Source organism: Acidovorax sp. A79, assembly GCF_041154505.1.
Taxonomy (GTDB): domain Bacteria; phylum Pseudomonadota; class Gammaproteobacteria; order Burkholderiales; family Burkholderiaceae_C; genus Acidovorax.
In genome coordinates, this window is sequence record NZ_AP028672.1 from 335,965 (window position 1) to 349,883 (window position 13,919).

General features: G+C 67.0%; 17 protein-coding genes. 11 read left to right on the top strand and 6 right to left on the bottom strand.

Annotated features, from left to right (window positions below):
- Nucleotides 1–53 precede the first annotated feature (53 nt).
- Together ACAM51_RS01505 and ACAM51_RS01510 are read left to right on the top strand one after the other, a co-directional pair.
- Nucleotides 54–284, top strand: a complete 231-nt coding sequence (locus ACAM51_RS01505) for a hypothetical protein (protein WP_218294896.1) — start codon at nt 54–56, stop codon at nt 282–284.
- A 208-nt stretch (nt 285–492) separates the two neighbouring features.
- Nucleotides 493–1,017, top strand: a complete 525-nt coding sequence (locus tag ACAM51_RS01510; protein ID WP_218338505.1) for a DUF192 domain-containing protein — start codon at nt 493–495, stop codon at nt 1,015–1,017.
- 102 nt (nt 1,018–1,119) lie between these two features.
- On the opposite strand, the gene ACAM51_RS01515 is transcribed toward ACAM51_RS01510, so the two are convergent.
- Together ACAM51_RS01515 and xseA are read right to left on the bottom strand one after the other, a co-directional pair.
- Nucleotides 1,120–1,701: a superoxide dismutase gene (locus tag ACAM51_RS01515; protein WP_218338504.1), complete on the bottom strand. Its 582-nt coding sequence runs from the start codon at nt 1,699–1,701 to the stop codon at nt 1,120–1,122.
- 181 nt (nt 1,702–1,882) lie between these two features.
- Nucleotides 1,883–3,208, bottom strand: coding sequence for an exodeoxyribonuclease VII large subunit (xseA, locus tag ACAM51_RS01520; protein ID WP_369642531.1), 1,326 nt, complete (start codon nt 3,206–3,208; stop codon nt 1,883–1,885).
- Between the two features lie 352 nt (nt 3,209–3,560).
- Between xseA and ACAM51_RS01525 the strand changes: the two genes are divergently transcribed.
- The 6 genes from ACAM51_RS01525 (at nt 3,561) to adk (ending at nt 7,852) form a co-directional block, all read left to right on the top strand.
- Complete coding sequence (locus ACAM51_RS01525; RefSeq protein WP_218294891.1) at nt 3,561–4,205, top strand: MotA/TolQ/ExbB proton channel family protein; 645 nt, start codon at nt 3,561–3,563, stop codon at nt 4,203–4,205.
- A gap of 172 nt (nt 4,206–4,377) precedes the next feature.
- Nucleotides 4,378–4,812 (top strand): biopolymer transporter ExbD, encoded by a 435-nt coding sequence (locus tag ACAM51_RS01530; RefSeq protein WP_218294890.1) that lies wholly within the window; start codon nt 4,378–4,380, stop codon nt 4,810–4,812.
- A 6-nt stretch (nt 4,813–4,818) separates the two neighbouring features.
- Nucleotides 4,819–5,871 (top strand): tetraacyldisaccharide 4'-kinase, encoded by a 1,053-nt coding sequence (gene lpxK / locus ACAM51_RS01535; RefSeq protein WP_369642532.1) that lies wholly within the window; start codon nt 4,819–4,821, stop codon nt 5,869–5,871.
- A gap of 80 nt (nt 5,872–5,951) precedes the next feature.
- The gene (locus ACAM51_RS01540) at nt 5,952–6,134 is read left to right on the top strand and encodes a Trm112 family protein (protein WP_056062396.1); all 183 of its coding nucleotides are present in this window, start codon (nt 5,952–5,954) and stop codon (nt 6,132–6,134) included.
- Between the two features lie 65 nt (nt 6,135–6,199).
- Nucleotides 6,200–6,958 (top strand): 3-deoxy-manno-octulosonate cytidylyltransferase, encoded by a 759-nt coding sequence (gene kdsB, locus ACAM51_RS01545; protein ID WP_369643909.1) that lies wholly within the window; start codon nt 6,200–6,202, stop codon nt 6,956–6,958.
- A 237-nt stretch (nt 6,959–7,195) separates the two neighbouring features.
- Nucleotides 7,196–7,852, top strand: coding sequence for an adenylate kinase (gene adk, locus ACAM51_RS01550; protein WP_369642533.1), 657 nt, complete (start codon nt 7,196–7,198; stop codon nt 7,850–7,852).
- A gap of 151 nt (nt 7,853–8,003) precedes the next feature.
- Here adk and ACAM51_RS01555 read toward each other — a convergent pair whose 3' ends face one another.
- The 3 genes from ACAM51_RS01555 to ACAM51_RS01565 are packed head-to-tail and all read right to left on the bottom strand — an operon-like array spanning nt 8,004 to nt 9,889.
- Complete coding sequence (locus ACAM51_RS01555; protein ID WP_218294887.1) at nt 8,004–8,474, bottom strand: DUF6152 family protein; 471 nt, start codon at nt 8,472–8,474, stop codon at nt 8,004–8,006.
- Nucleotides 8,475–8,493: 19 nt separating this feature from the next.
- Nucleotides 8,494–8,913: a hypothetical protein gene (locus tag ACAM51_RS01560; protein WP_218295306.1), complete on the bottom strand. Its 420-nt coding sequence runs from the start codon at nt 8,911–8,913 to the stop codon at nt 8,494–8,496.
- A 19-nt stretch (nt 8,914–8,932) separates the two neighbouring features.
- A complete protein-coding gene (locus ACAM51_RS01565) occupies nt 8,933–9,889 on the bottom strand; it encodes an asparaginase (RefSeq protein WP_218294886.1) in 957 nt (318 codons plus the stop codon).
- Between the two features lie 83 nt (nt 9,890–9,972).
- Between ACAM51_RS01565 and lexA the strand changes: the two genes are divergently transcribed.
- From lexA to ACAM51_RS01580, 3 genes are all read left to right on the top strand, one after another.
- Nucleotides 9,973–10,647, top strand: a complete 675-nt coding sequence (gene lexA, locus ACAM51_RS01570) for a transcriptional repressor LexA (protein ID WP_218294885.1) — start codon at nt 9,973–9,975, stop codon at nt 10,645–10,647.
- Between the two features lie 144 nt (nt 10,648–10,791).
- Complete coding sequence (locus ACAM51_RS01575; RefSeq protein ID WP_369642534.1) at nt 10,792–11,301, top strand: hypothetical protein; 510 nt, start codon at nt 10,792–10,794, stop codon at nt 11,299–11,301.
- 263 nt (nt 11,302–11,564) lie between these two features.
- Complete coding sequence (locus ACAM51_RS01580) at nt 11,565–12,572, top strand: D-2-hydroxyacid dehydrogenase family protein (RefSeq protein WP_218294883.1); 1,008 nt, start codon at nt 11,565–11,567, stop codon at nt 12,570–12,572.
- Nucleotides 12,573–12,704: 132 nt separating this feature from the next.
- On the opposite strand, the gene ACAM51_RS01585 is transcribed toward ACAM51_RS01580, so the two are convergent.
- Nucleotides 12,705–13,832, bottom strand: a complete 1,128-nt coding sequence (locus ACAM51_RS01585; RefSeq protein WP_218294882.1) for a branched-chain amino acid ABC transporter substrate-binding protein — start codon at nt 13,830–13,832, stop codon at nt 12,705–12,707.
- Nucleotides 13,833–13,919: the final 87 nt, after the last annotated feature.

Below are 13,919 nucleotides of genomic sequence, written 5' to 3' on the forward strand. Positions count from 1 at the left end.
CATGCGGGGTTTCGCATGGCCCTCAACCCTTGTTCACACTGGAAACGGCACATATGAAAAAACTCCTCGCTGTACTGGTGGCTGGTCTGTTTGCTGCGGGTGCTTTCGCACAGCAAGCGCCAGCAACCGCTCCCGCCCCTGCTGCTCCCGCAGCCCCCATGGCTGCGCCCGCCGCGGCTCCCGCACCGGTAGCCAAGACCCACAAGGCCGCCACCACGGCCAAGAAGAAGACGCACAGCACCAAGAAGGTCGCCAAGAAGAAAACCACCAAGAAGGTGGCCTGAAACGCCGGGCGCCAGGCCCGCGCGGGGCCAGGGCCCGCCGCTTCAAGATCGCCCGCTGCCGCGGGCGTTTTTGTTGATGGGGGCCGTGCAATGCCCCGTTGTGCCGCCATGCCTGCATGTTTGCGCTAATCTGCCATCGTCCGCAGCGTGATTTTTCCGCTGCCCGTTCATTGCCATCGTCCGTGTTGCCTTCATGAAAGCCCTGCCCATGACCGATCTTCACCCGGCCCGCGCCCCGCAGGCCCGCACCGCCCGCGTGATGTCCTTCGCGCGCCGCGCCGCCCTGGCCGCCGCAACCCTGGTGGCCGCCACCGCCCTGCTGCATGCGGGCGGGGTTGCCGCCCAGGAAGGACCGCAGCTGAATCTGCGGCGCGTCGAACTGACGGCGGGCATGCACCGCATCGACGCCCAGGTCGCCCTTGCACCCCAGGAACGCCAGACCGGCCTCATGCACCGCAAGGAGATGCCGCAGCACGAAGGCATGCTGTTCGTGTTCGAGCAGCCGGCACAGCAGTGCTTCTGGATGAAAAACACCCTGCTGCCCCTCACCGCGGCTTTCGTGGAGGATGACGGCACCATCGTGAACCTGGCGGACATGAAGCCGCAGACACTGGACTCCCACTGCTCTGCCAAGCCCGTGCGCTATGTGCTGGAAATGAACCAGGGCTGGTTTGCCCAGAAGGGCATCAAGGCAGGGGCCAAGCTCTCGGGCGCGCTGTTTCGCCGCCCTTAGGTCCGCCCCCGGTCCGGGGGGACTGCAAAAGAAAAACGGCCCCGCGGGGCCGTTTTTCTTGTCCGCGGCAGGTGGCTGCCGCGGCACCGCGCAAGCAATCCGTCAGGCGAAGTTGGCTTCCGCGAACTTCCAGTTCACCAGGCTGGAGAGGAAGGTCTCGACGAACTTGGGGCGCATGTTGCGGTAGTCGATGTAGTACGCGTGTTCCCACACGTCCACCGTCAGCAGCGCCTTGTCGGCCGTGGTCAGCGGCGTGCCGGCGGCGCCGGTGTTCACGATGTCCACGCTGCCGTCGGCCTTCTTCACCAGCCAGGTCCAGCCCGAGCCGAAGTTGCCCACGGCGCTCTTGACGAAGGCTTCCTTGAAGGCGGCGTAGCTGCCCCACTTGGCGTTGATGGCCGCAGCCAGCGCGCCGGAGGGTTCACCGCCACCCTGGGGTGCCATGCAGTTCCAGAAGAAGGTGTGGTTCCAGATCTGGGCGGCGTTGTTGTAGATGCCGCCGCTGGACTTCTTGACGATCTCTTCGAGCGTCATGGATTCGAATTCAGTGCCCTTTTGCAGGTTGTTGAGGTTCACCACATAGGCGTTGTGGTGCTTGCCGTGGTGGTACTCCAGGGTTTCCTGGCTGTAGTGCGGCGCCAGGGCGTCGATGGCGTAAGGCAGCGGGGGAAGGGTATGTTCCATGGTGGTTTCCTCGTGGTTTGAAATTCTGGGATGCCATCTGCACCGCGATCTTTCCTGAGCAATGCAGTCGGACACAGCACAAAGGGGGCATTGTAGGAAGATCAGGTGACCTGTGCAGCGTGAGGCCACACGGATCGGTGCCGAAGCGCCACAACCCGCCACTGTCCTACAGGCACCCCCGTCAGAGCAGGCGCGGCTGGGACACCGTCACATCCACCACGCCGTCGGCCAGCGTGGCGCGCAAGGCGTCGCCGGGGTGCGCCTGCCGCGCGCTGGTCACGGCCTGGCCCCCGGTATCGGTCAGCAGCGCGTACCCGCGCTGCAGCACCAGGCGCGGATCCAGCAACTCCAGCCGCAGGGCCGCGCGGTCCAGGCGGTCCGACTGCCGCGCGGCGCAGCGCAGCAGTTTGTTGGGCAAATCGGCCTCCAGCGCTTCCTGCGTCTGCGCCAGGCGCTGCAATTTCAGGAGCACTCCATGCCGCATGCGCTGGGCCAGGCGCGCCAGTTGCATCTGCTGGCGCGCCACCAGGCCGGACGGGCGGCCCAGCCGCGCCGCCGCCTGGTCCAGCCGCTGGTGGCGTGCATCGAGCTGGCGCTGCACCGCGTCGGCGATGCGCCCGCCCAGCAGGCCCAGGGCGCCCAGCCACACGTCGCGGGGCTGGGCCACCAGCTCGGCGGCCGCGGTGGGCGTGGGCGCGCGCAGGTCGGCGCAGAAGTCGGCGATGGTGAAGTCCGTCTCATGCCCCACGCCGCTGACCAGCGGCACGGGGCTGCGCACGATGGTGCGGGCCAGTTGCTCGTCGTTGAAGGCCCAGAGGTCCTCGATGGAACCCCCGCCCCGCACCAGCAGGATGACGTCGATCGGCGGGTTGCGGGTCAGATCAGCCCCAGGCGCTTGTCCAGCCTGCGCCAGCAGATACAGTTTTGATAGCGCCGCCACCAGCGAGGCCGGTGCGGCGCCCCCTTGCACCTGCGCGGGCACCAGCACCACCGGGATGTGCGGCACGCGCCGGCGCAAGGCGGTGACGACGTCGTGCAGGGCCGCCGCCCCCGTGGAGGTGACCAGGCCGATGCCGCGCGGCTGCAGCGGCAGCGGACGCTTGCGGTCGCCGCTGAAAAGGCCTTCGGCCTCCAGCTGGGCCTTCAGACGCAGGAACTGCTCGAACAGCGCACCCTGCCCCGCCCGCTGCATGCTTTCCACGATGAACTGCAGGTCGCCACGCGCCTCGTACACGCCAAGGCGGCCGCGCACTTCCACCAATTCGCCATCGCGTGGAGAAAAGTCAAGCAGGCTGGCCGCGCGGCGAAACATGGCACAGCGCAACTGGCCATTCGCGTCCTTGACCGAGAAGTAGCAATGACCGCTGGAAGCGCGCGAGAAGCCCGTGATCTCCCCGCGCACCGCGACAGGATTGAACCGCGCCTCCAGCGCATCAGCAATGGCGCGGCATAGCGCGCCAACTTCCCAAACGCGCGGCGCCGCCGCGAGGCCCGGGCGCTCAAACATGAGATACGGCGGGCTTTCGCGGCGCGCTCCAGGGGCGAGTACTCCACAGAACCGCCCGAGCGACCCAGGACGGCAGCGCGCCCGGCAAAACTGGCCGCAAAACACGGTTGCACGTGCAAGTTATTGATTTATATGATTTTTTCACTGCGCAATTTTTCATCAATCTGTTGCAAGCACGGCGGGACGCCACTTTGCGCGGCGCACGAACCGGGTTTCCCACAAAGTTATCCACAGTTTTTGTGGGTGACACCGCCGATGCGGTGGCCACCCGGCAAGGTAACTGTTTGTGACGCGGAGGCGGCAGGAAGCTGGGCCATAATCGCCGATTGCTTTCATCTGCGCGGAGAGAGATTTGCTGTCCATCATACAAGCCGCAGGCTGGCCGATCTGGCCCCTGATTGCGTGTTCCATCCTGGGAATGGCGCTGATTTTCGAACGGTTCGTGGCCCTCAAGACGGCCCGCGTCGCTCCTCCGAAATTGCTCGATGAAGCCATCACGGTGTCCTCCAAGGCCGTGCCCACCCCCGACGTGGTGAACCAGCTCGCGCAGAACTCCGCCCTGGGCGAGGTGCTCGCCAGCGGCCTGCGCACCCTCAACAGCAACCCCCAGTGCAGCGAGACCGACCTGCGCTCGGCCATGGAAGGCGCCGGCCGGGCCGTGGCCCACCGGCTGGAGAAATACCTCGCGGCGCTGGCCACCATCGCATCGGCCGCGCCCCTGCTGGGCCTGCTGGGGACCGTGATCGGCATGATCGAGATCTTCGGCTCGCAGGCCGGCAGCGGCGGCGTGGGCCAGGCCATGGGCGGCGGCAACCCCGCGCAGCTGGCGCATGGCATCTCGGTGGCGCTGTACAACACGGCCTTCGGCCTGATCGTGGCGATCCCGGCGCTGATCTTCTGGCGCTACTTCCGCGCCCGCGTCGATGCCTATCTGCTCACGCTGGAGCTGGCTTCCGAGCAGTTCGTCCGCCACATCCTGCGCCTGAGGAAGAAGTGAACTCCCCCCTGAGGCGCGGCCGCGCCCTTCCCTGCTTCTCGCAGCGCCATGCACCGCGGGCAGGGGTACGCCGCCCGTGCGGCGGGGCGGCCCTTGCGCCACGCCCGCCTGCGTTGACGCCGCCGGTTTCCAAACTTCGCGGGCAACGCGTACCGCCCATTGGATCGTCGACATGAATTTTCGCCCCCGCGCCAAGGAAGAGCCGGAGATCAACCTGATCCCGTTCATCGACGTGCTGCTGGTGATCCTCATCTTCCTGATGCTGACCACCACCTACAGCAAGTTCACGGAGCTGCAGCTCACCCTGCCGGTGGCCGACGCCGAGCAGCAGCGCGACCACCCCAAGGAAGTGATCGTCTCGGTGGCCGCCGACGGCCGCTATGCCGTCAACAAGAACGGCGTGGACGGCAAGAGCGTGGACGCCATCGCGCAGGCCCTGCGCGGCGCCGCCACCGCCGGGCGCGACAGTGTCGTGATCATCAGCGCCGACGCCATGTCGCCGCACCAGTCCGTGGTCTCGGTGATGGAGGCGGCGCGCCGCGTGGGCCTCACGCAGATCACGTTTGCCACGCAGTCGTCGGCCGCGGCGCGCAGCACCGGCCGCTGACACGGCATGGCTGGCCCCGGGCCGCAACCGCCCCCGCCCCCCCGGTCCGCGGCGCGCGGCGGCGCACCTTCCCCGGCCTCCGGGCTGCAGAAGATCTGGCAGGCACGCGGCCCGGCCGCCTGGGCGCTGTGGCCCGTCTCCCTGCTGTACCGGGCGCTGGTGGCCCTGCGCCGGGGGCTTTACCGCGCTGGCGTGCTCAAGGCCGAACACCCGGGCCGTCCCGTCGTCGTGGTGGGCAATGTGATCGCCGGAGGCGCCGGAAAGACGCCCGTGGTCATCGCCGTGGTGAAACACCTGCAGACTCGCGGCCTGCGCCCCGGGGTGATCTCGCGCGGCTATGGCCGCAGCACCACCGATTGCCGGGCGGTGGCGCCCGACAGCCCCGCCCGCGAGGTGGGCGATGAGCCCGCGCTGATCGCGCGCAGCTGCGGGGTGCCGGTTTTCGTCGCGCCGCGCCGCATCGCCGCGGCCCGCGCCCTGCTGGCGGCGCACCCGCACACCGACGTGATCGTCTGCGACGACGGGCTGCAGCACCTGGCCCTGGCGCGCGATGTGGAGGTTTGCATCTTCAACGACCAGGGCGTCGGCAACGGCTTCCTGCTGCCTGCGGGCCCGCTGCGCGAGCCCTGGCCGCGGCCGGTGGACCTGGTGCTCCATGCGGGTGGCGTGCCGCCCCGGGGAGACTTCGAGGCCTATGCGCTGCAACGGCGCCTGGCCCCCTGGGCCGTGCGCTCGGACGGCACCCGCGTGCCCTTGTCCAGCCTGCGGGGGCAGCCTTTGCACGCGGTGGCGGCCGTCGCACGCCCCGGGGACTTCTTTGCGATGCTGCAGGCCCAGGCGTTGCAACTGGCGCACGCGCAGGCCCTGCCGGATCACTATGATTTTGATAGCTGGAACCGCTCACCAGATAACCGCTACACACTGATCTGCACTGAAAAAGATGCCGTCAAGCTGTGGCCCCGCCACCCGGACGCACTGGCCGTGCCCCTGCAACTGCACATGGATCCAGCCTTTTTCGCGGCCCTGGATGCGCGCCTGCCGGCACCGGGTGGTCTTTAGCGCGCACCGCCGGTCCCGCGGGGCTGGCCGCCGCTATCATCGCTGCCTGCCCGAACGAACCTCCCGGAAGCACCGCCACCATGGATCCCAAACTGCTTGAACTGCTGGTCTGCCCTGTCACCAAAGGCCCGCTGACCTACGACCGCGAGGCGCAGGAACTTGTCTCCCGCAGCGCGCGGCTGGCCTACCCGGTGCGCGACGGCATCCCGGTGCTGCTCGAAAACGAAGCCCGAACGCTCACCGACGAGGAACTGGAGCAGTGAGCGCTGTGCCCGCCCCCGGCGCCGTGGCACCGGACAGCCGCTTCACGGTGCTGATCCCGGCCCGCATGGCATCGAGCCGGCTGCCCGACAAACCCCTGGCCGATATCGCCGGCCTGCCCATGGTGGTGCGGGTTGCCCGCCGCGCGGCCCAGAGCGCCGCCACCCGGGTCGTGGTGGCCGCCGACGACAACCGCATCCTGCAGGCCTGCGCGGCCCACGGCGTGGAGGCGATCCTGACCCGCGCCGACCATGCCAGCGGCAGCGACCGGCTGGCAGAGGCCTGCGTCCAGCTGGGGCTGGATGGCGCCGACATCGTCGTCAACGTGCAGGGGGATGAACCCCTGATGGACCCCGGCCTCATCCATGCCGTGGCGCAACTGCTGCCGGCCCGCCCCGAGGCCAGCATGGGCACGGCCGCGCACGCCATTGCGTCGCAAGCCGACTACGCCAACCCCAACGTGGTGAAGGTGGTGCTGGACGCGCGGGGCCTGGCGCACTACTTCAGCCGGGCGCCCATCCCCTTCGCCCGCGACCATGCCGCAACGCCCTGGTGGCAAGGCGCCGCCCAGGCGGCCACACCCGGCGTCGCCGCCCTGGCGGGGTTCGCGCCTTTGCGGCATGTGGGCATCTACAGCTATCGTGCCGGCTTCCTGCGGGAATTTCCGGCGCTGGCGCCAGCCCCCACCGAAGCCGTGGAAGCGCTGGAGCAGTTGCGCGCGCTGTGGCACGGCCACCGCATCGCGGTGCACCTGGCCAGCACCGCCCCGGGGCCTGGCGTGGACACCCCCGAGGATCTGGAGCGGGTCCGCAGCCTTTTCCGCTGACGGACGCCCCGGCGGCCCCGTGGCGCGGGGACCTGCCCGCGCCACCGTGCAGGGCACTATCCGCACCGCGACACCCTGGCCGCCGCGCGGTACGGCGTGTAAGTCAGCGCAAGGTGGTCGCATGCTATCCTCGCCCGCAACGAGAGCACCGCATCCCGGGCGCACAGAACGGCTTCAGGCGCCCTTCGAACGTCCCCGCCAGCGGCGCCAACCGATTTCTAACCTTCGAGGACTTCCATGAGACTGATTCTGTTGGGCGCGCCTGGCGCCGGAAAGGGCACGCAAGCCACGTTCATCTGCCAGAAATACGGCATCCCGCAAATCTCCACCGGCGACATGCTGCGGGCGGCGGTGAAGGCGGGCACGCCCTTGGGCCTGCAGGCCAAGGCCGTGATGGATTCGGGTGCCCTGGTCAGCGACGACATCATCATCGGTCTCGTGAAGGAACGCATCACGCAGGCGGACTGCGCCAACGGCTTCCTGTTCGACGGCTTTCCCCGCACCATTCCCCAGGCCGACGCCATGAAGGCGGCGGGCGTCAAGCTCGACTACGTGCTCGAAATCGATGTGCCTTTTGAGGCCATCATCGAACGCATGAGCGGCCGCCGCTCGCACCCTGCCAGCGGCCGCACCTACCACGTCAAGTTCAACCCCCCCAAGGTGAAAGGCAAGGATGACCTGACGGGCGAGGAACTGATCCAGCGCGAAGACGACAAGGAAGAAACCGTCAAGAAGCGCCTGCAGGTCTACAGCGACCAGACGCGCCCCCTGGTGGACTACTACAGCAGCTGGGCCCAGGCCGAGCCCGACGCCGCCCCCAAGTACCGCGCCATCAGCGGCACGGGCAGCGTGGAAGAAATCACCGCGCGCGCGCTCCAGGCGCTGGCCAGCTGAGCGCGAGGGTCACGCCCCAGGACCAGCGACGCCATGGGGCACCAGGGCGTCGCTTTTCTTTTGGGAGGTGCCGGTGGCCCCGTCAGGCGCGCCGTGGCACCAGCGGGCCAGACCCTCATGGCCCCGGCCTTGCCACCCATCCTGGTTTTGTTCAGGCCGGACTGGAGCGCAGGCCGTAGGCCTTGCCGTCCACGAAAAGGTATTCCGCGCGCAGCACCGCATCGCCCTTCTCATCGCGCAGGGTGAAGCCCACCACCGACAGGTCCGTGCCGGGCTTGATCTCCTGCACCTGCCAGGCCTGCATGCGTGTCAGGGGCGCCAGCTCGATCTCCCAGCGGCGGTCCTTGCGGGTGGGCAGCACCGCCTTGGCCAGCAAGGCCTTGCCGTCCACGGGCGAGGCCTGGGCGGGCACCGCGCGCTGCGCCAGGTCCGCGGGAAGCCGCAACTGCGCGGGAAGCTCCAGCTCCAGCTCGGCATGGGGGTTTTGCCAGCGCACCTTGCGCACCGTGCCTTCCAGATAGATGGGGCGCTCGGCATCAAAACTGCTCCAGCCATGGTGGGCGCGCGCCCAGAGCGGAACCATCGCAGTGGCCAGGAGCAGGCGGCGGCGTTGCAGACTCATCGGTTCTCTCCTTGTCAGGTCACAGATAGGCGATCCAGCGGCCACAGACCACCACGGCCAGCCAGATCAGCGTGGACGCCAGCATCTGCACCCGGGCCAGGGCGTCCAGGCGCGCCAGCGATCCACGCCCATGGAACCACGCGGCGTTGCAGCCCGCAAGCATTAACAGCAGCATCTTCAAGGTGAATGCGCGGCTGGCGAGCAGCTCGGAAGGCTGGGTGGCGAACATCAGCAGGCCCGATGCCGCCGCCAGGCCAAAGCCACACAATGCCAGCGACAGGCTGAGCCGCGCAAGGTCCTTGACGGGCAGCGCCGCCCCCCGGCCAAACACGCGCAACTCCAGCAGCACCAGGTTGCCCAGCAGCAGGGCAATGCCAACGATGTGCACCACTTCCAGCGCCGGGTAGGCCCAGGCGTGTGTCTTGAGGGCTGCAAACAACACCGGACAGCCTTCGCGCTCAGCGCATCAGGTCCAGCATCAGCGAGATCCGGGCCTTCAGGGGCGGCAGCCCGCCGGAATCAGGCAGCACGTCACCAGGCTTGGGCAGCACCCGCCCCTCGGCGCAGCGCGTGGACCGGACCACCCGCACGCCCACCTCCTGCGCGCGCAGCAATGCGGCTTCCAGAAGGTGGTGGATGGTGCCGTTGCCGGTGCATGCCACCACCAGCCCCTGGACGCCGTCACGCACCAGCGCATCCACCATGGCGCCCGTGGCGCCCGCGTGGCTCATGATCACCTCCACGCGGGGCCAGGCCGCTGCATTTGCTATATTTTGCAGAGCACCCCACGCATGCTTGGCGGGCGGTATCGGCCAATCCTGCGCAAGGCGAATGGCGCCCTCCTCCACCCACCCCAAAGGCCCGGCCTCGCCCGAACTGAGCGCATGGACACGGTACGGATGCACCTTCTGGACCTGCTGTGCGCCGTGGACCTCGCCAGCGGCCACTGCGAGCACGCCGCGGGCACCCGCAGCCACCGCGACCGCCACGGCATCCAGGAGATTTTGCGGCCCGTCGGGCGTGAGCGCCGTGGCCGGGCGCATGGCGCAGGTCAGCACCACGGGTTTCAGCCGGGTATCCAGCACCTGGTTCAGGAACCAGGCCGTCTCCTCCAGCGTATCGGTGCCGTGGGTGATGACCACCCCGCGCACGGAAGCATCCTGGAGGTGGTGGGCGCAGCGCAGCGCCAGGGCCTGCCACACCCCGCCATCCATGTCCTTGCTGTCGATCTGAGCCACCTGCTCCGCCACGAGCATGCCACCGGCCGCCTCCTGCAATCCGGGGACCGCTGCCAGCAGCTGCTCCACCCCGACCTGCGCGGCGGTGTACCCGATGTTGTCACCCGCCTGTGCCGACGTGCCGGCAATGGTTCCTCCAGTGCCCAAAACCACAATTTTTTGCCCACTCACTTGCATACTCCGAAAAACTGGTGAAAAATACAGTTACTGGATTAAAAAACAGTTGTCCTTCACTGTAGCCGCCTCCACCGGAAACCACCATGCTCGACAACCCGAAACTCACGGCCCGCCAGCAACAGATCCTGGACCTCATCCAGACCGCCATTGCACGCACAGGGGCGCCTCCCACCCGCGCCGAAATCGCGGCTGAACTGGGCTTCAAGTCGGCCAATGCGGCAGAAGAACATCTGCAGGCCCTCGCACGCAAGGGCGTGATCGAACTGGTGAGCGGCACATCGCGGGGCATCCGGTTGCGCAGCGACACGCTGCGCTCCATCAATGCAGCGCGCGGCAGCCAGTTCCACCTGCCCATTCCCGGGCTCTCCCAGCTGGTCCTGCCCCTGGTGGGGCGGGTGGCGGCGGGTTCGCCCATTCTCGCGCAGGAACACGTCGACCAGACCTACAGCGTGGAAAACAGCCTGTTCCAGCACAAGCCCGACTACCTGCTCAAGGTGCGTGGCATGTCCATGCGCGATGCCGGCATCATGGACGGCGACCTGCTGGCCGTGCAGTCCACCCGCGAGGCGCGCAACGGCCAGATCATCGTGGCCCGCCTGGGAGACGACGTGACGGTCAAGCGCCTGCGGCGCACCGCCACGGCCATCGAGTTGCTGCCTGAAAACCCGGACTACCCGGTCATCGTGGTACAGCCTGGCGAACCTTTCGAAATCGAAGGTCTCGCGGTAGGCCTCATTCGCAACACCATGCTGATGTAGCCGGTCCCGGCTGCTGGTCCATTCACTACCGCATTGCAGGTGGCGGGCGTTTGGTGTGCCGGGCAAACCGGCACGCCAGCCCTGCGGTGCGGGTTCAATTTGCAATCCTGCCTATGTCCAACCCCCGACCTTCGGAGTTTTCACATGGGAATTGCCTTGATCACCTTTTCCACCTTGTCCATGCCGCTGCGCTCGCTGACGCGCTGGTTTCACTCGACCGCCGCGCTCGCGGTGCCGTCTGCGGCAGGTTCGCCCCCACCCCGTTCCCACCATGATGACACGGACCGCAGCGACGGCCGGGGCACGGCCGGCTCCAGGAGCATCCACCGCCCGCAGGGTCTCCCTGGCCCACGTCCGCTGCGCGGCAACTGGCCCTTCACGGTCAACACGCCCCAGACGCCCCCCGCCGAAGGCCCCGGGCGGCAGGCCGGCACCCGCAGAGCACCGCCCGCGATGCCGGTACCGCCCGCAGGAAGCCGCAGCGCCTGCGCCGCGCCGCGGCCCACCGATGGATCGGGCCGCCGGACCGCCAAGGTCTTGCGCAGGATCTCAGCCCCCGGCACGGGCCGGCTGGTGATCGCCGGCAGGATGGCCGACGTGTGCGCGGAACTGGACCGCATGGTGGCCTGCGAGGGAGCCCTGCAGGCCTCTTGAGACCAAGATACTTCCTTCATCACGGGCCAACGGCGCCAACGGCACGGTCCTCGTTGGCGTGTGGCGTTCCTTCTCGAAAGAGATGGATCTGCGGGCGTGAGAAAAACGGCCGGGGAGCGATGGCACGGCCCCGCCACGTCCTGCCATGGGCGGCAGCGTTTTGCGGGATGCGCCAACACTCCGTCACCAAAAGCCCCGTACTTTGATGCCCCAGGACGGCGGCCCGGTGAATGCCGGTGGCGCCACCAAGGCACAATATCGGGATGAACATTGTGATTCTCGACGACTACCAGGACGCAGTCCGCAAGCTGCACTGCGCATCCCGGCTCGACGCGTACACCGCCAAGGTCTACACCAATACCGTCAAAGGACTTGGGCAGCTTTCTGTCCGCCTGAAGGATGCCGACATCATCGTTCTGGTGCGGGAGCGCACACAGATCACGCGCCAACTGGTGGAAAAGCTTCCCCGCCTCAAACTGATCGCGCAAACCGGCAAGATCGGCAGTCACATCGACGTGACGGCGTGCACGGAGCGGGGCATTGCCGTGGCCGAGGGCATAGGGTCCCCGGTGGCCCCGGCCGAACTGACCTGGGCCCTCGTGATGGCAGCCATGCGCAGGCTGCCGCAGTACATCGCCAACCTCAAGCACGGCGCCTGGCAGCAGTCGGGGCTGAAGACCGCATCCATGCCCGCCAACTTCGGCCTTGGCAACGTGCTGCGCGGCAAAACGCTGGGCATTTGGGGATATGGCCGCATCGGACAGCTCGTGGCTGGCTACGGACGCGCTTTCGGCATGAACGTGCGTATCTGGGGCCGCGAGGCGTCCCGCGCCCAGGCCTTGACGGACGGCTACCAGGCCGCGACCACGCGCGAGGAGTTCTTCTCGCAGTGTGACGTGATCTCGCTGCACCTGCGCCTCAACGATGAAACGCGCGGCATCGTCTCGCTGGAAGACCTGTCTTGCATGAAGCCCACCTCCCTTCTCGTCAACACGTCGCGGGCCGAATTGATCGAGCCCGACGCGCTGATCGCAGCGTTGAACCGGGGCCGTCCCGGCATGGCGGCGGTCGATGTGTTCGAGAGCGAACCCATCCTTCAGGGCCACGCCTTGCTGCGGCTGGAGAATTGCATCTGCACGCCCCACATTGGCTATGTCGAGCAGGACAGCTATGAGCTGTACTTTGGCGCGGCATTCGACAACGTGGTGAATTTCATCAAGGGCACACCCACCAATATCGTGAATCCAGGCTCGCTTCAGGTAAGGCGCTAGCCAGCAGGCCAACAACCGGGCCGCTTGCGCCATCGGCGGGGCGGGCGCCCAATAAAAAAGGCTTCCCGAGGGAAGCCTTTTTTGAGCCCTGCAGGGCACAGGGGCCCTGCAGCGCGGTACCGCGCTGACTAATTACAGCGGGGTCTTCTTGCCGTCCTTGTAGACGTACAGGGTGATGGCGGGGTTCTTCATTTCGCCGTTGGGTTCGAAGGCGATGGTGGAGGTCACGCCCTTGAAGCTGGCCTTGGCCAGTTCGTTCACGTACACCTTGGGGTCCACGGAGTTGGCACGCTTCATGGCGTCCACCAGCAGGAACGTGGCGTCATAGGTGTAGGGGCTGTACACCTGGAACTGGTTGGGGTACTTGGCGTCGTACTTGGCCTTCCAGGCCGTGCCGCCAGGCATCTTGGCCAGCGAAGAACCGCCTTCGGCGCAGATCACGTTGCCCAGGGTCTTGGCACCGGCGGCCAGCTTGGCGATTTCCGACGTACAGACGCCATCACCACCAAAGTACTTCACGTTGCCCATGCCCAGCTGTTCCATCTGGCGCAGCATGGGGCCGGCTTGTGGGTCCATGCCGCCGTAGAACACGGCATCAGGGTTCTTGGACTTGATGGCGGTCAGGATGGCCATGAAGTCGGTGGCCTTGTCGGTCGTGAACTGCTCGTCCACCACCTTCATGCCCTTGGCCGTGGCCGTCTTCTTGAACACGTCTGCCACGCCTTGGCCGTAAGCGGTACGGTCGTCGATGATGGCAACGGTCTTGAGCTTGAGCGTGTCGACCGCGTAGAAAGCCAGGCCAGCGCCCAGGGCGTTGTCGTTGGCGATGATGCGGAAGGTGGTCTTGTAGCCTGGCTTGGTCAGGTTAGGGTTGGTCGCAGCGCCCGTCACCATCGGAATGCCGCAGTCGTTGTAGACCTTGGATGCGGGGATGGTGGTACCGGAGTTGAGGTGACCGACAACGCCTGCGACCTTGGAGTCGCACAGCTTCTGTGCAGCGGCCGTGCCCTGCTTTGGATCGGCTGCATCGTCTTCGGCCTGCAGCTCGAACTTGATCTTCTTGCCGCCGATGGTGACGCCTTGAGCGTTCAGCTCTTCAATGGCCATGCGGGCGCCATTTTCGTTGTCCTTGCCGTAGTGGGCTTGGGCACCGGAAACCGGAGCCACGTGGCCGATCTTGACCACCTGCTCTTGTGCAGAGGCCACACCAGCAGCAGCCGCGATAGCAGCAACCACGGTCAGTTTCAACTTCAATTGCATATCAATCTCCAGTAAAGATAAACGCTGAGAATATTCTTGTGTCTCAACGCAGGCGAACATATCGCAATTTACGGGCCAGATCATTAG